Source organism: Arsukibacterium sp., from assembly GCF_033722355.1.
In the GTDB taxonomy this organism is placed as follows: Bacteria; Pseudomonadota; Gammaproteobacteria; order Enterobacterales; family Alteromonadaceae; genus Alishewanella.
In genome coordinates, this window is the sequence record NZ_JAWVZF010000004.1 from 39095 (window position 1) to 55224 (window position 16130).

At 51.4% G+C, this 16130-nt stretch carries 15 protein-coding genes; 8 read left to right on the forward strand and 7 right to left on the reverse strand.

Annotation, left to right across the window (positions count from 1 at the left end; all coding sequences use genetic code 11):
• Positions 1–7: 7 nt before the first annotated feature.
• Positions 8–1360 carry an aminopeptidase PepB gene (gene pepB / locus R3177_RS01070; protein WP_318969194.1) on the reverse strand — a complete coding sequence of 451 codons (1353 nt, stop codon included), beginning with the start codon at positions 1358–1360 and terminating at the stop codon, positions 8–10.
• A 317-nt stretch (positions 1361–1677) separates the two neighbouring features.
• Between pepB and dksA the strand changes: the two genes are divergently transcribed.
• The 7 genes from dksA (at position 1678) to R3177_RS01105 (ending at position 7714) form a co-directional block, all read left to right on the forward strand.
• Positions 1678–2127: an RNA polymerase-binding protein DksA gene (gene dksA / locus R3177_RS01075; RefSeq protein WP_318969195.1), complete on the forward strand. Its 450-nt coding sequence runs from the start codon at positions 1678–1680 to the stop codon at positions 2125–2127.
• An 11-nt stretch (positions 2128–2138) separates the two neighbouring features.
• On the forward strand, positions 2139–3062 hold the full coding sequence (gene gluQRS, locus R3177_RS01080) for a tRNA glutamyl-Q(34) synthetase GluQRS (protein ID WP_318969196.1): 924 nt from the start codon (positions 2139–2141) through the stop codon (positions 3060–3062).
• A gap of 230 nt (positions 3063–3292) precedes the next feature.
• Complete coding sequence (gene pcnB / locus R3177_RS01085) at positions 3293–4633, forward strand: polynucleotide adenylyltransferase PcnB (protein ID WP_318969197.1); 1341 nt, start codon at positions 3293–3295, stop codon at positions 4631–4633.
• On the forward strand, positions 4626–5165 hold the full coding sequence (folK, locus tag R3177_RS01090; protein WP_318969198.1) for a 2-amino-4-hydroxy-6-hydroxymethyldihydropteridine diphosphokinase: 540 nt from the start codon (positions 4626–4628) through the stop codon (positions 5163–5165). The genes pcnB and folK overlap by 8 nt, the downstream gene beginning before the upstream one ends.
• Before the next feature lie 64 nt (positions 5166–5229).
• Positions 5230–6024 carry a 3-methyl-2-oxobutanoate hydroxymethyltransferase gene (panB, locus tag R3177_RS01095; RefSeq protein WP_318969199.1) on the forward strand — a complete coding sequence of 265 codons (795 nt, stop codon included), beginning with the start codon at positions 5230–5232 and terminating at the stop codon, positions 6022–6024.
• Positions 6025–6867 carry a pantoate--beta-alanine ligase gene (gene panC / locus R3177_RS01100; protein WP_318969200.1) on the forward strand — a complete coding sequence of 281 codons (843 nt, stop codon included), beginning with the start codon at positions 6025–6027 and terminating at the stop codon, positions 6865–6867.
• A gap of 25 nt (positions 6868–6892) precedes the next feature.
• On the forward strand, positions 6893–7714 hold the full coding sequence (locus R3177_RS01105) for a DUF72 domain-containing protein (RefSeq protein ID WP_318969201.1): 822 nt from the start codon (positions 6893–6895) through the stop codon (positions 7712–7714).
• A gap of 112 nt (positions 7715–7826) precedes the next feature.
• On the opposite strand, the gene R3177_RS01110 is transcribed toward R3177_RS01105, so the two are convergent.
• The 6 genes from R3177_RS01110 to R3177_RS01135 form a co-directional block, all read right to left on the reverse strand.
• Positions 7827–8690: an ADP-polyphosphate phosphotransferase gene (locus tag R3177_RS01110; RefSeq protein ID WP_318969202.1), complete on the reverse strand. Its 864-nt coding sequence runs from the start codon at positions 8688–8690 to the stop codon at positions 7827–7829.
• Positions 8691–8776: 86 nt separating this feature from the next.
• A complete protein-coding gene (locus R3177_RS01115) occupies positions 8777–9682 on the reverse strand; it encodes a cation diffusion facilitator family transporter (RefSeq protein WP_318969203.1) in 906 nt (301 codons plus the stop codon).
• A gap of 139 nt (positions 9683–9821) precedes the next feature.
• A complete protein-coding gene (locus R3177_RS01120; protein WP_318969204.1) occupies positions 9822–12176 on the reverse strand; it encodes an SLC13 family permease in 2355 nt (784 codons plus the stop codon).
• The gene (locus tag R3177_RS01125; protein WP_318969205.1) at positions 12173–14128 is read right to left on the reverse strand and encodes an SLC13 family permease; all 1956 of its coding nucleotides are present in this window, start codon (positions 14126–14128) and stop codon (positions 12173–12175) included. The genes R3177_RS01120 and R3177_RS01125 overlap by 4 nt, the downstream gene beginning before the upstream one ends.
• 69 nt (positions 14129–14197) lie before the next feature.
• Positions 14198–14422 carry a hypothetical protein gene (locus R3177_RS01130; protein WP_318969206.1) on the reverse strand — a complete coding sequence of 75 codons (225 nt, stop codon included), beginning with the start codon at positions 14420–14422 and terminating at the stop codon, positions 14198–14200.
• Between the two features lie 54 nt (positions 14423–14476).
• Positions 14477–15112 (reverse strand): DUF2959 domain-containing protein, encoded by a 636-nt coding sequence (locus R3177_RS01135; protein WP_318969207.1) that lies wholly within the window; start codon positions 15110–15112, stop codon positions 14477–14479.
• Positions 15113–15276: 164 nt separating this feature from the next.
• Here R3177_RS01135 and R3177_RS01140 point away from each other — a divergent pair.
• A partial coding sequence (locus R3177_RS01140) for a prenyltransferase (RefSeq protein ID WP_318969208.1) occupies positions 15277–16130 on the forward strand: 854 nt, incomplete at its 3' end.

The window sequence follows — 16130 nt, forward strand, 5'->3', positions numbered from 1 at the left end:
GGTAATCTTACTTTGCTGAGGTTTCAGCCAGTAAGGTAGTGGCAATAGTCCGGATACCGTGGCCGGTAGCGCCCGCTGCCCAATAACTGTTTGCCGAGTTATTAAAGGCCGCCGCTAAATCAAAATGCAACCAGCCTTTGCCATCGTCAGGCACAAAACGACTTAAAAATCCGGCAGCATTACTGGCACCACCTGCACCACCACCTTTGACCGGCCGGCTGTTAGCCGTATCAGCATAAGGCGACGGACACTGTTGCTGATGCCATTTTTCCAGCGGTAATTGCCAGGTGGCTTCCTGTTCATTGGCAGCATATTGCAGCGCCCGGGCAGCCAGAGGCTTGTCCAGTGCAAACAGGGCGTTATATTCTCCGCCAACTGCTATCATGGCGGCACCGGTCAGCGTTGCCGCATCAATGATTAACGGCGCTTCGCTCTGTGCCGCACACATCAGGCCATCGGCCAGCACCAGGCGGCCTTCTGCATCGGTATTAACAATTTCAACGGTAGTACCATTCTTATAAGTAATAATATCGCCCAGTTTGTAGGCATGACCACTAATCAGGTTCTCAGCACAACACAAAATTAATTTTACCCGTTGCTTTAACCCCTGCATTATCGCCAGTGCCAGCGCAGCGGTGACTGTGGCCGCCCCCCCCATATCGCATTTCATCGTCGCCATGCCTTCGGTGGGTTTTATTGAGTAACCCCCACTATCAAAGGTGATACCTTTACCCACCAGCGCTGCGGCAACCGGAGTCTCCCCGGCCTGGTCCGGGTTAAAGTCGAGCACCAGCATTGCCGGCGGCCGGCTACTGCCCCGCCCGACCTGATAGATACCATGCCAGCCCGCTTCAGCCAGATCAGTACCAGTGATAAGTTCACTGCTTACGGTACCTTCAGGTGCAATGCTTCGGATAAACGCTTCAGCCTGCTCTGCTAATGCCACCGGCGACAGCATTTCGGGCGTATCGTTAATGATTTTTTTGGCAAAGCTGAAGCATTGCGCAAGCTGAGCCAGTTGCTTAGCGTCACCTTGTTTATCGTTAAAGTTGACCCCGCTATGTTTTCTGGCATTACAAAAGCCCTGATAAAATGCCCATTGCAAGTCTTTGCTCCAGCCCTCACCGGTTAACTGCAGTTCGGTAATGCCCAGATTGTCCAGACTACGACCCGCTTTTTGCATTGACCGTAGTGGCTCATTGCCGGGCAAATGAATTTGATACCCCTGTGAAGTGGGGCTTAATAATGCATTATTACCCCATTTTGCTGCCGCTTTAGCGGTTGCAATACTAACCTGTAATAGTTCTGATGTAGTTTTAAGTGATGAATCAGACATTGAATCAGACATTGAATCAGACATAGTAATCCCCATATGTTCATTGAGCTTATTCGTGATGATAACCAGCTGCAGCGGTTTGAAGTGTACCATAGCAACAAGACTGACAACGAGCGCTGCGTGTTAAAAGGCTGCGGGTTGCAGCTGTGTAGTAAAAGACTATCGGATTGAATTAATCACTTTATGCTACAAAAAAGCCGCTGATGTTAAAACAGGTGACGGTCACAGCCACAATCTGTATACTTCGCCGGCTTTTTTATTAGTGATTGCGGTGATGGCAATATTCTGCTATCTATAGCCGCCACTTTTTTTTGCTTGGCAGTATTGTACAGGAGATGATCATGCCAGAAGGCAAGAATGTTAAGACATTAGGGTTACTGGCACTGGCCGGTGTAACACCTTATCAGGAAGCGGTCGGGGAAGAGTATATGAACCCGAAGCAGCTCGAACATTTTCGCAAAATTCTTGACGCCTGGCGCCAACAACTGCGTGAAGAAGTTGACCGCACCAAAACCCATATGGCTGACGAAGCCGCTAATTTTCCTGATCCGGTTGATCGGGCAGCGCAGGAAGAAGAGTTCAGCCTGGAATTGCGGGCACGCGACCGCGAGCGCAAGCTACTGAAAAAAATTGAAAAAACATTGCAGAAGATTGAGAACGACGATTTCGGTTATTGCGATACCTGCGGTATTGAAATTGGTATTAAACGGCTGGAAGCAAGGCCAACCGCTGACCAATGTATTGACTGCAAAACATTAGCGGAAATAAAAGAAAAACAGCTGGGCGGCTAGTTACAGCCACTGTGGCAACGTTAAATAACGACACCAGGCCAACAGCTGTTGCTGTTGGCAGATTTGCTCCCTCCCCTTCCGGACCATTACATTTTGGCTCGCTGCTGGCGGCCGTGGGTAGCTATTTATATAGTAAACAACGAGCTGGTAAATGGCTGCTGCGGATTGAAGACATTGACACTCCGAGAGTTTGCGCCGGTGCCGACAGCAGCATAATGTATACGCTAGAGCAGTATGGCCTGCTCTGGGATGATGACGTTATATATCAAAGCCAGCGCTTAGCACGCTACCACGACGTGTTTAATCAGTTGCAACAACGCGGCTTACTTTATGGCTGTCAGTGCAGCCGTAAACAAATTAATGCCGCTGGCGGGCTGTATCAGGGTACCTGTGCCGCACTGAACCTTAACAAAAGCCGCACGACTGCGAAGCTGAGCTGGCGTCTGCGGGCATCAGACGTCCCCTGCCAGTTTGTTGACTGCTTGCTGGGTCCCCAGCAGATAACGCCTGCTCTGGCACATGAAGATTATATACTACTTCGCCGGGACGGCTTGTTCTCTTATCAGCTGGCGGTAGTGGTAGATGATCTTGACCAGGGTGTGACGGAAGTGATCCGAGGCGCAGATTTGCTCAGCATGACCCCACGCCAGCAACACTTATTTCAGCTACTGGGTACCACAGCGCCTATGTATGGTCATTTGCCATTGGCGGTGACTGCACCGGGCCAGAAGCTGAGTAAACAGAATCATGCCACGGCACTTAGCAACTGGCCTGCAAGCTACACTATGGCCAGGGCACTGGCTATTCTGGGTCTGGTACTGCCAGCCGATTTACAACAGGCTCCCGCCCCAGAGCAGTTAACTTATGCGCTGGCCAACTGGCAGCCTGCTGATATACCGGCAGTGCAGGAAGTGTTAACAAGCGATTTTGGCTGAATTTGGCCAGATTAATTCTTTTTTGCCGGCTGCTGCGGTATTATTAGCCGTTTTTTTTATTCAGACGCCATTACCGTCCGCCAGGCTGGCGATTGCTCAGGAGAGATATCATAATTTCGCGCGTGTTAGATTTTTGCCGCAGAACCTTAAGCGGCAAGCCCCAGGGCGACCAGAAACCACAACCTGTTGCGGCAAAAAAACCGGCTGCCGCGCCGGCAGCAAGCACTATATTGCCACCACTGCAGGTCATTAGTCGCGACCAGCACAGTATTTCCCGGCGTGATATCAGCCCCAGCGCGCTGAAAGTGCTGTACCGGCTGAAAGATGCCGGCTATGAAGCTTATTTAGTTGGCGGCTGTATTCGCGATTTATTACTGGGTCTTAAACCCAAAGATTTTGATGTCGTGACTAATGCTCATCCCGAGCAGGTAAAACAGGTATTTCGCAACTGCCGCTTAATCGGCCGCCGTTTCAGGCTGGCTCATGTTGTGTTTGGCAGAGAGATCATCGAAGTGGCGACGTTCCGCGGCCATCACACTGGTGCTGAAGAGGAAGCGTCTGTCGCCCCGAAGCTTAAGACGGCCAGCCTAAGCGACCATGGTCAGATATTGCGCGACAATGTATATGGCACCATTGAAGAGGATGCAGAGCGTCGCGATTTCACCATTAACGCGCTGTATTATTCAGTAAAAGACTTTGCTGTTTATGATTTCGCCAATGGGATGCGGGACATTGCCGCCCGGCGCATCGAATTGATTGGCGATCCGGAAGTCCGGTACCGGGAAGACCCGGTGCGGATGCTCAGAGCTATTCGGTTTGCTACCAAGCTGAATATGGATATTGCTCCCGCTGCGCTGGCCCCTATTAGCCAGCTGGCGGTGTTGTTAAAAAACATCCCGGCGCCACGCCTGTTTGACGAGCTGGTAAAGATGCTGATGGCCGGCAAGGCATTCGACAACTTTATGTTACTGCGTGACACCCGGATTTTAAAACAACTGATGCCACAGCTGGACAAAATACTGAAGCAGGAGCCCGAAGGCAAAGCCTTTAATCTGGTTACCCGGGCGCTGCAGGACACCGATCAGCGGGTGGCGGCTGACAAACCGGTTACCCCGGCGTTTATCTTCGCAGCCATGCTGTGGTATCCGGTAGAATTACGCAGTCAGACCCTGCTGATTGAAAGTGGCCTGAATGAAATTGATGCCCTGAATATTGCCATGACCGAAGTGCTTGACGATATACAGCGTACTATTGCCATTCCTAAACGCTTTACATTGACAATGCGCGATATCTGGGCGCTGCAGGCCCGTCTGACAAAACGCAGTGGCCGCCGGGCCTTTAAGATGCTTGAGCAAACCAAATTTCGGGGTGCCTTTGATTTTCTGCAACTACGGGCGCAGGCAGAGGGCGGCAGTCTGACCGAACTGGCCAGTTGGTGGCAGCAATTTCAGTTTGCTGATGATGCGGAAAAACTGGAGTTAATCAACGGTCTGGGGCGAGACGGCCAGGAGCGGCCCAAACGCAGACGTAATAATTATAAACGTAAACGCAGCAGTACGCCTGATGTCTGACGATAACAGCGTGCGCCAGCCAGATCGTCTGCCTGAGTATCAGGTGTATATCGGGCTGGGTGCCAATTTAGCTAACCCGGTTATGCAGCTGCAAAATGCCATTGCTGCTCTGCATCAACTGGCTGACAGCAAAGTGGTGGCGGTATCGGGTTTTTACGGTTCCAGACCCATGGGGCCACAGGACCAGCCCGATTATGTCAATGCGGTAGCCCGCCTTAACACCCGTTTGACACCCCTGGCGTTGCTTGATGCATTGCAGCAAATTGAGCGCCAGCAAGGCCGGCAACGTAAAGCTGAACGTTGGGGGCCTCGTTCAATCGATCTGGATATTTTACTGTATGCTAACCACACTATTACCTCAGAGCGGTTGACCGTACCACACTATGGGCTGACGCAACGTGAGTTTGTGCTGTATCCCCTGGCCGACATTGCCCCGGCGCTGATATTACCCTGTGGTACGCCACTACAGGCCTTGCTGCAGCGGGTGCCGTTAAATGGTCTGGAGAAACTTACCGAAACCTGCAGCGGGTAACTTGCAGCTGCAGGAACTTTGTGCGATCTTGCGCACCCGGAATAAATGGTCGGATGAGAATGTTATGGCTAAGATCACCACAGCAGTATTGCAGAAAATGAAACAGCAGGCGGATAAAATCACCATGCTGACCGCCTATGATGCCAGCTTTGCCAAGTTATTTGCTGAGCAGGGCGTTGATGTGCTGTTAATTGGCGATTCGCTGGGCATGGTACTTCAGGGACATAGCGATACCCTGCCTGTTACCGTTGCAGATATTGCCTACCATACCAGAAGCGTGCGGGCCGGTGCGCCTGATGCGTTTGTCATTGCCGATTTACCTTTTATGAGTTACGCCACCGCTGAACAAGCCATGCAAAGTGTTACGCCATTAATGCAGGCGGGCGCTAATATGGTGAAACTGGAAGGTGGCGATTTTCTGTTGCCAACTATTAAGGCCCTGACTGAGCGTGGTGTGCCAGTATGCGGTCACCTTGGATTAACCCCGCAGTCTGTCCATATTCTGGGTGGGTATAAAGTGCAGGGTAAAACCGATGCCGCGGCAGATACCATGGTCTCTCAGGCCAAAGCGCTGCAGGAGGCCGGTGCCCAGTTGCTGGTGCTGGAGTGCATTCCCACCTCATTGGCAAAAAGAATTACCGAAGCTTTGCGTATTCCGGTTATCGGCATCGGTGCCGGTAATGTCACCGATGGCCAGGTGCTGGTCATGCATGATTTGCTGGGGATCAGCAGTGGCTATATTCCGAAGTTTTCTAAAAACTATCTGGCACAAACCGGCGAGATCAGAAGTGCGATTGCCGCTTATGTCACCGAAGTCAAAAGCCAGATATTTCCTGGCACGGAGCATAGTTTTAATTAAATGAATACTCTGAGCACTATTGAAGACTTAAGAGCACAGCTTGGCCGCTGGCGCCGTGCAGGTGATAAAATTGCGTTCGTGCCAACGATGGGTAATCTCCATCAGGGTCATTTACAACTGGTTGATATCGCAAAAAGCCGCGCCGATAAAGTGATTGTCAGCATTTTCGTAAACCCGATGCAATTTGGCCAGAACGAAGATTTAGCCAGTTATCCGCGCACGCTCGACGCCGACATAGCAGGCTTAACCCGGCACGCTGCCGATGCGGTCTTCACCCCGACTCCCCAGCTGATGTATCCGCGTGGCCTGGACGTACAAACCTTTGTTGAAGTGCCGCAGCTGGGCGATCTGCACTGTGGTGCCAACCGCCCCGGGCATTTTCGCGGTGTATCGACGATTGTTTGTAAACTGTTCAATCTGGTGCAGCCTGATATTGCCTGCTTCGGCAAAAAAGACTACCAGCAACTGGCGATTATCCGCCAGATGGTGACCGATTTATCTTTGCCGATAGAAATTATTGGCGTGGCAACGGAACGGGCCAGCGACGGCCTGGCATTAAGTTCGCGTAACGGTTATTTAAGCAAAGAGGAACGGGCTAAAGCGCCGGTTTTATATCAGGTATTGCAGCAGCTAAAAACGCAAATAGCTGGCGGCAACCATGATTACCGCGCTCTGGAACAACAGGCGAAGGCCCGGCTGACAGCCGCTGGCTTTGTGCCGGATTACATTAATATCAGCAATCAGCAAAGCTTAATGCTGGCAACAACCGCAACTGAGCCAAAAGTGATTCTGGCAGCAGCCAGACTTGGCACTACCCGGCTGATTGATAACCTGGAATTGTAACCACTTGCTGTATCTCGGGTGTCCGATGTGGGCCAATAGCCGCTGGAAAGGCAGCCTGTTTGCAGACGATTTGCCAAGCAACGGCTTTTTAGCCGTTTACAGCCAGTACTTTAACAGTGTCGAGGGCAATACCAGCTTTTATGCTGATCCATCTGAAAGCCAGCTGCAGCGCTGGGCCAGCCAGCTACCTGATAACTTCCGTTTTGTCTTTAAAATACCCCGCCGTTTCAGCCATCAGTTAGCAGCGCTGGACCATACCGCTCTGCTGGCGTGGTGGCAGCACTTAACGCCAGTGCACCGCTTTATCGGGCTTTTGCATCTGCAACTGCCTGCTACTGCCGGCCCGGCATTACTAGGCCAGTTAACCAAGGTACTACAGCTGCTAAGCAATCTGGTGCCGCTGGCAGTAGAAGTGCGCCATCCGGCCTTTTTTGATAAAGCGGAATATGAGCTGGCCTTAAATCGCCTGTTGCAGCAGCATGACGCCGAGCGGGTCGTCCTCGATAGCAGAGCACTGTTTTCTGTGGCGGCCAATAATCCGGCATTGCGGGATGCTCAGGCTAAAAAACCGCGCCTGCCAGTGCACGCTATTTGTCTAAGCTCCCGGCCAATGCTACGTTTTATCGGCTGCGATGATATGCAGCTGAACCGCCAGTTCTATACCCCCTGGCTGGCTAAAATTAACGGATGGCTGGCTGAGGGCAAAACCCCCTACTGTTTTTTCCATACCCCGGATAACACGCTGGCACCACAATTGTGCCGCCAATTTGCTGAAAACTTACAGCATTGCCACCCGGTAATGTCACCGTGGCCGGGTGAGCACCACGCACAGCTTGGACTCTGGTAACAGCAGCTAATCAGGCAGTTAGTCGGGACGACATAGCCTGTGGTTATCGGTGCTTCAACGCTGGCCTGCCATAAGCTTAAAGGGCGTGAAGCTTTATCGGGTATGATTGCGATCAGAGTTGCTGACGGAGTTTCAACAATTGCCTGCGCCGCGCCCTGCTGACTTTGGGGTAATCCATTTTCAGGTTTCGCAACGTTGCGACGACGATTTTAGAAATAATCAGCCTGGCATTCTTTTTATCATCAGCCGGAACAACAAACCAGGGGGCCTCAGCGGTACTGGTGGCGCTAAGGCAGGCCTCATAAGCACGCATATAGTCGTCCCAGTGTTCGCGTTCATTTACGTCGGCAACACTGAACTTCCAGTTTTTCGCCGGCTTGTCGATACGTGCTAAAAACCGCGCTCGTTGCTCGTCTTTGGATAAATGCAGAAAAAACTTCAGCACCTGAGTACCGTTCTGATGTAAATGCGCCTCCAGATCCGTTATTGATTGAAAACGCGCTTTCCAGATAGCCTGCTCAGCGATGGCCTCATCGGAAAACCCCTGCGCCTTAAGAAGCTCGGGGTGCACCCGGACAATCAGCACTTCCTCGTAGTAAGAGCGGTTAAAGATACCAATCCGTCCCCGCTCGGGCAGGCATTTACTGGTGCGCCAGAGAAAGTCATGCTGCAGCTCTTCAGTGCTGGGTTGTTTAAAGCTAAATACCTGACAACCTTGTGGATTGACACCCGACATCACATGACGAATAGCACCATCCTTACCGGCGGTATCCATGCCCTGGAAAATTAATAACAAAGCCTGTTGGTTCGACGCGTAATACAGTCGCTGCAGCTTACTTAGCTTCTTAACCTGCTGCTTTAACATCTTCTTGTAGTGTTTCTTAGAATCATAAGCCGGCGCAACTTTAGTCGGGCGCTGCGACAGGTCAACATTCTCGCCAGATGGCACCAGATAGTCACTGGGTTTAATTTTCATAATATATCCTTCTGCTTATGCAGCCCTGGCGGGGCGAAAATATCATAAAAAAACGCTAAATAAGTCAGCCGCTGTCGCTGGCTAATTCAATGTTCATGCACTAATTCATCGCAATCTGACAGCCTGGCATGTTCAAACTCCAAAGTTGAATGTCCCACATTAAATTGCTCTGAAAGCAATGTCTTAAGCGCAGTTTTTATTTTCTCGACTTGTTGTAGTTCGGTGCATTTCACCACCACATGGGCTTCAAGGGCGTTATGCTGCTCATCCAGCTGCCAGATGTGCAGATGATGGACGTTAGCAACGCCGTCCACGGCGGTCATCGCGCTGATCACCTGTGGTATGGAAATATGTGCGGGTGTTCCTTCCATTAATAAATGGATAGCTTTGGGTAACATTGTAAAGCCCTGCCACAATATATAGCCTGCGATAAGAAGGGTTAGCAATGTATCTACCCAGTACCATTGATAAAGCAGAATAAGCGTACCGGCGATAATCACAGCAACGGAGGCCAGTGCATCTGACAAATTGTGGATAAATGCTGCTCTGATATTCATGCTGTTTTTAGACATGGTGTAGGTTAGTAAAGCCGTGATAATATCAACGAGCAGTGCCAGGCCTGCGACAATCACTACCGTCCAGCCTGCAATCTCTTCTGGCTTGGCAAAGCGCCATAACGCCTCGTAAATCAAATAAAGGCCAACGATTATCAGCGTGGTAAGATTGATCAGTGCTGCAATCACCTCGGCCCTTTTATAGCCGAAGGTTTTGAGCTCATTGGCAGGCTTTCTGCTAATCTTGCGGGCAAACAAAGCAATGCCCAGTGACGCCGCATCACTTAAATTATGCAATGCATCAGCAATCAACGATAAGCTGCCGGACAAGACCCCGCCAATAACCTGAGCGGTGGTCAGCAGAACATTAACCGCAACCGCTATAATCAGCTTAAGATCGCCATGGTTTTCTGTGCCATGATGGTGCCAGTGCAACATCTTATTTTCTCGGCTGATCGATTAAGTGGCGACGGCCATACCGTGCTGATAGTTGACGTTTACTGATCAGAAAGCCCCCTTAACAGAACTGACTCATTAAGCATATTTTCGATATAAACAATAATATCCGGTATCGTCGCTAGCTATTTAATGGCCAGAACAATGGCAGCAACAACATCGTGATCACAAACAGCAGCAAACTTAAGGGCCCGCCAACTTTCAGATAATCAACAAAACGGTAGCCGCCGGGTCCCATCACCAGGGTATTAGCGGCGTGAGATACCGGACTGGCCAGACTGGTGGCGGCAACAGCAACAACCATCATGGCACTTTGACCACTTACCCCCAGCGCATTGCTTAGCATCAGGCCAATCGGCGCCATAATCAATACCAGCGCCACTGTCGGTATTACCAGGGTACCAACTGCTGTCACCAGATATAAGCCTGCCATTACCGCCAGCGGACCATAATTACCTAATCCCGTTTGCACACCCGCCGCCAGCCAGGCCGCAGCCCCACTATGCTGCATCGCCAGACCCAGCGGCAGCATACCGGCGATCAGAAAGATAGATCGCCAGTCGATGGCGGCATAGGCCTGCTCCATACTCAGACAGCGACTGGCTACCATTGATGTGGCCGTCAGAATAGCGGCAAGGTAGATGGGCAAAACCCCGGTGACGGTCAGTATTACCATTAACGCCATTAAACCAGCAGCAAGCGGTGCCTTGCTGGCATTAACCGGCTTAACCTGAACCGGGTTCATCACGATTAAATGCTCACTGTCATTCAATTGCGCCAGACGTGAGCGCGGCCCGACAATCAGCAGGGCATCGCCCGGCTGCAGTAACATACTGCCAAGTGCAGTGCGATAGGGGCGACCTTCACGCCAGATGGCCGCCACCTCCACTTTGTAGCGCTTATCCAGTTGCAGGGCGTTGACACTCTGGCCGATGTATTTACTGCGTGGATGCAACGTGGCCTCAACCAGCTCCAGCTTGCCTTTGGCCAGCAAATCGAGGTACGGCGACATATCGTCTAACCGTTCTAATTCTTTAAAACCACGCAGGATATCCAAATCTTCTTCGCGGCCCTGGATCAGTAATAAATCCCCCGCTTCCAGCTTGTCATCAGAGTGAAACTGCTGAATGATTTCGCCCTGGCGGAATAAACCCAGCAAACGAAAGTCAAACGCATCGCCCAGCCGGTTGTCAGCAAAGGTGCTGCCTACCAGCGGGCTGTCCACCGGTAACCCAAGCACAAAAAGGCGCTCTTCCAGCTGGTATTGGCGTTTGACGTCGTCCGCACTTAAAGGCAGTACCGAACTGAACGCCTGCTGTTTTTCCATTGCCTCTATCGCATTACGACTGCCCTGCACCAGCAACTTGTCGCCGGCAGCCAGCGACAAATCAGTCAGCCGGGTGTACAAGGTTGTACCGGGCCGTTTTACCGCCAGCACGTTCAGCTGATAATTTTCCCGAAAACGGTGATGTTGCAGCACCTCATCGTTCAGGGGTCCGTCAGGGGCTACCTCCAGTTCAGCCAGCCCACTGGCCGCCAGTAGTTTTTCATGCAGCATCGGCGCCTCACGTTCAATGGTCAGCGAGTTCCAGCTGCGCAGCCGTTCAAAGCGGTTAAACTTACCTTGCGCCAGCACAATATCACCCGCTTTAAGTACGGTCTGGCGTGCCGGCAGGGTATAGGTCTCCCTGCCCCGGGTTAGCGCAATAACCATCAGGCCGACGGTATTAATCAGTCCTGATTCCTCCAGGGTACGCCCTGCCAGCAAGGACGGCTTTGGCAGACGCAGGGCAAAAATCCGGTCCTGCAAACCATACTGATCACTCAAATTGCGGCTGCCGGCTAAACCGGCCCGACCGGGGTCAATAGCCGGTAGCAAGTGGCGGCCGATAAACGCGACAAACAAGGTGCCAGCCAGCAGCACCGGCAAGCCAATAAACGCAAAGTCAAACAGCTGGAAGCCCGGCTGACTGTTGTTTTCCAGGGCAATACTCACCAATAAATTCGGCGGAGTGCCAATAAGCGTCAGCAGGCCGCCCAGCATGGCGCCAAAAGCCATCGGCATCAGCACCTTGGCAGGCGGAATGCCGCAACGCCGGGCTGCCTCTACGGTAACCGGCAGCAATAGTGCCACGACCCCGATATTACTCATAAAGGCTGACAGCAGGCCCGCTACCAGCATAATGACGACGATCATCCGGGTTTCGCTCTGGCCGGATAAACGAATAACCCGCCGGCCAATGCTGTCAGCAATTCCTGCCCGGGTCAGCCCTTCGCTCATAATGAACATCGCCCAGACAGTAATGACGGCCGGGTTACTGAAACCGCTGACGGCTTCTGTCGGTGAAACCAACCCCAGCAGCGCAAGCGCACACAGGATAAACAGCGCAACCACATCCATCCGCAGCCATTCTGTCACAAACAACAGCAGAGCTGTCATCAGCAGCAACAGAACCAGCGCGATTTCCAGCGTCATAACGGCCACACCAGCAATAATACTGGCAGGCTCACCAGCACAACCAGTACATCCAGAGGCAACCCCATCCGCCAGTAATCACCAAATCTGAAACCGCCGGGCCCGAGGATCAGTGTGTTATTCTGGTGGCCAATCGGCGTTAAAAAAGCGCAGGAAGCCCCGACTGCCACAGCCATTAAAAAGGTGTCGGGATTAACGCCAAGCTGGTTGGCTGCACCTAGCGCTATCGGCGCCATGACGGCAGCCGTTGCTGCATTATTCATTAAATCGGTCAGAATAAGGGTGGTGATCAGAATAACCGCCAGGCCGATCACAGCATTGCCCTGAGCAAGCGTGTTGAGTAGCGCGCTGGCAATCAGGCCGGCGGCGCCGGTGTTCTGCATAGCGCCAGCAACCGGCAACAGACAGGCAAGCAACACAACGACCGGCCAGTCAATAGATTCATAGACCAAGCGCCAGGGGATAGTACGAAGCGCCATTGATGCCAGTACCCCGGCTGCAAAGGATACCGCCGCAGGCAAAATACCCAACGCAGCCAAAGCAACAGCCAGCACCATGATGACGGTTGCCATAATGGCATTATGTTTGTCTGGAATACGCAGCTCACGTTCAGCCAGTGGCACACAGCCTGTGCTATTGGCAAAATCCTGCAGCACATCCGGCGCCCCTTGCATCAGCAGTAAATCACCGGCCCGAAGCCGCATTGAGCGTAGCCGGGCCATTGAGCGCCGGCCATGGCGTGACACGGCCAGCAGGTTAATACTGTAACGGGTGCGCAACAACATGTCGGTGGCGGAGCGGTTAACTAAACTTGAAGAGGGTAAAATGGCCAATTCCAGCAGCACAATCTCGTCAGACTTTCGCTCTTTCTCCGGAATTTTCTTAGCAATCTCTGCGGCGTCCTCAGTTGTATCCGCAGAGCTGGCGCCAACACTCTGGGCTTTGTCGTTTGCTTTTTTTGCATCTTTACTACGCTGCCTGTCATTATCCGTGTCTTTTGTTTCCTTTGTTTTACCGTCACTGTCCGCCTTGGTTTCTTCCTCTGTTTTAGATTCTGTCTTCGGTTTTGCGTGCGCCAGTACCAGCCCTAAATCAGACAGCACTTTTGTTAAGGCATCGGCCTCCGCCTCGATAATCAGAATATCAAGTGCCCGCAGATAACGGCCTGAATGAGGCGCGTTGACCCGAAAGTCATTACGGATAAGACCCACAACCTGTGCATCAGCATCATCCAGCACAGCCTCAACTTCGCGCAGTTTCATGCCATCAGCTTTGCTACCTTCGGGAATTTTAACTTCGGTGATATAAGCGCCGGTTTCAAATCCTTCAGTACCGGCTTGTTTGCGCCTGGGTACCAGCCGCCAGCCAATAAAAATAATAAACAGCAGGCCAACCGCAGTCAGAGAGGCACCGACAGGGGTAAAGTCGAACATATTGAAACCCTGCATGCCTTCGGAACGACGAATACCGGAAATGATCAGGTTAGGTGGGGTACCAATTAACGTCGTGGTGCCGCCAAGAATAGACGCGAACGACAAGGGCATCAGTACCTGGCCGGGAGACAGCTTTAACCGGTTGGCCAGCTGTATTGCTACCGGCATCAGCAACGCCAGCGCTCCCACATTGTTCATAAAGCCCGACAGCAGTGCTGCCAGCACAGTTAAGGCGGCAATACTGACCGTCGGGCCTGCTTTAGCCGGTAACACAGACCGGGTTAACACATCCACTGCGCCCGAGCTTTGCAACGCCCTGCTGAGCACCAAGACACAAGCTACGGTTATCACCGCAGGATGACCAAACCCTTTAAAAGCGGTTTCTGCTTCAATCAGTCCGGTAAAAACACAGGCCAGTAGGGCGCCGAGCGCAACCATGTCATGTCGCCAGCGACCCCACAGAAACATAGCAACCGTGACCAGTAAAATAAGGATAATGATGCTTTGCTGCACGGTCATAAACGCCCTTTCTTTTATAAGTTAACGTTTTAAAAGTAGCTGCAGCAGGCGTTTGCTGCAATCTGGCTACTACAACCGAGGCTGGAACCGTGCTGCATCAATAATGGCCCATAAATGCGCGATAGCTGCAATAATGGCGGGGATAATCAACCACCACAGGGCATAACCGACCACACAGATCACAAAAAACAGCAAAGCAGCTAATACCCTGCCCTGCACCAGCTGCCCTAAGCCTGGTATAAAAATATTACACAACGCCGCGATTACATTTCCTCCGGAACCTTGTCCTGGCATGGTCATCTCCTTTTTTACATTACGGGTTAATTACAATGGGCAAACTGCCGTTGTCTATTGTTTAAGGGTAGCAATAAATTGTTGTGATTCGCGAATTGCTTTGTTCATATTATTGATAAGTTTCGTGATATCCCGCTCAATACTGGCAAACTCATCACGAAGCGCGCCAATCGCCTGGGCATTCAGATTATGCTTTAAGTACAGACTGTTATCCCTAAGGCTATCCAGCACCGGTGCCATTGAACTTTCTGCCTGTCGCATGGTGCTGATCAATTGCTGGTATTGGCGCTGGGTTGCTCTTAGCTTGGCAGCACTTTCCTGCTTTAGTTTGGTGCTGGTATACATGTCCAGCTCTTCCTGCCATTCATCAAACAGGGCTTCTGCCACATCTTCAATGCTGTTTATCCGCTCTGACACTAATGCTGCCGCTTCACTGCAATCCTGATACTGTTCATGGGTTTGCTCATATTGTTTCTGTAAATCACCACCATCAAATTTAATCAGAGTACTAAACTGGGCCAGGGCCGATTTAAACTCCTGCTGAGCTTCCTGCTGGGCAGCCTGGGCTTTATTAACCCGTTCGGCCAGAATGTCTCTTTTATGAACACCTACTTTCTCCATGGTGGAGTAATAGGCGCTCTGGCAAGCTGTCACTAACAACAATGACAAGACTACAATGAGCGTACGCATCTAAGATTCCTTAAGTTGGTAAAAGCCAGACAGCGTTTTACAGTACCGACAATAGCAATTCGTTATCAGTTTACAACATAAATGCCGAAAAAATGTCGCAGATCAAGCTTTAAACCGGCTGCTGACGCTATTCTCCAGCCACAGTGTTTTAAAGGGAGTGTACTTTGCTAAAACAGCTTTTCGGTATAGCCCGGGTTAACTTTCTAAGCCTGACGCTGGTTTGTATAGCACTTGCCACAGCCACCAGCTGGCAGGCAGGCTATACGTTGTCACCTGGTTTGCTTATCCTGATTACGGCAGTGGGATTATGCGCTCATATCAGTGTCAATGCACTGAACGAATATCTCGATTTTAAATCCGGCCTGGATTTTCTTACGCTCCGCACGCCTTTCAGTGGTGGCAGTGGCACTCTGGTAACCGATCCTGCCGCCGCTAAACTGGCGCTGCTACTGGGTATTATCAGCATGCTACTGGTTATTGGCGGTGGCTTATATCTGAGCTACACCCTGAACTGGCAACCCTTGCTAATTGGATTACCCGGTGTGCTGCTGATTTATGGCTACACCAGGTATATCAATCGCTGGCCTTTGCTTTGCTTACTGGCACCGGGGCTTGGCTTTGGCATCTTTATGACACTGGGCAGTTACTGGATATTATCAGGCAGCATCAGCGCCACAGCCTGGCTGCTGGCGTTTATTATCACCCTGCTGGTCAGCAATTTATTACTATTAAACCAGTTTCCAGATGTCGAAGCAGACCGGCAGGTTGGCCGGCGCCATTTACCCATCGTGATTGGCCGCCGGCATAGCGCTGGCGTTTATACTGTGCAGTTGATGCTAAGTTATCTGATATTGATTTTAGGAGTACTTTCCGGAGGTTTACCCTGGCAATGTTTACTGGCGCTGTTAACTCTGGGCCTGGCAGCAAAGTTGCTGCCAGGCTTATTCCGCTTTGCTGACCAACCGCAGCAACTTGCGCCTTACCTGGCAATCAATGTGCTGCTGTCTCATCTTTATCC

Bases quoted from the DNA above. Each gene is read 5' to 3' on its own strand.
- pepB (WP_318969194.1), bottom strand. From the start codon at position 1,360: ATGTCTGATTCAATGTCTGATTCAATGTCTGATTCATCACTTAAAACT.
- dksA (WP_318969195.1), top strand. From the start codon at position 1,678: ATGCCAGAAGGCAAGAATGTTAAGACATTAGGGTTACTGGCACTGGCC.
- folK (WP_318969198.1), top strand. From the start codon at position 4,626: ATGTCTGACGATAACAGCGTGCGCCAGCCAGATCGTCTGCCTGAGTAT.
- panB (WP_318969199.1), top strand. From the start codon at position 5,230: ATGGCTAAGATCACCACAGCAGTATTGCAGAAAATGAAACAGCAGGCG.
- panC (WP_318969200.1), top strand. From the start codon at position 6,025: ATGAATACTCTGAGCACTATTGAAGACTTAAGAGCACAGCTTGGCCGC.
- R3177_RS01105 (WP_318969201.1), top strand. From the start codon at position 6,893: ATGTGGGCCAATAGCCGCTGGAAAGGCAGCCTGTTTGCAGACGATTTG.
- R3177_RS01110 (WP_318969202.1), bottom strand. From the start codon at position 8,690: ATGAAAATTAAACCCAGTGACTATCTGGTGCCATCTGGCGAGAATGTT.
- R3177_RS01115 (WP_318969203.1), bottom strand. From the start codon at position 9,682: ATGTTGCACTGGCACCATCATGGCACAGAAAACCATGGCGATCTTAAG.
- R3177_RS01120 (WP_318969204.1), bottom strand. From the start codon at position 12,176: ATGACGCTGGAAATCGCGCTGGTTCTGTTGCTGCTGATGACAGCTCTG.
- R3177_RS01125 (WP_318969205.1), bottom strand. From the start codon at position 14,128: ATGACCGTGCAGCAAAGCATCATTATCCTTATTTTACTGGTCACGGTT.
- R3177_RS01130 (WP_318969206.1), bottom strand. From the start codon at position 14,422: ATGCCAGGACAAGGTTCCGGAGGAAATGTAATCGCGGCGTTGTGTAAT.
- R3177_RS01135 (WP_318969207.1), bottom strand. From the start codon at position 15,112: ATGCGTACGCTCATTGTAGTCTTGTCATTGTTGTTAGTGACAGCTTGC.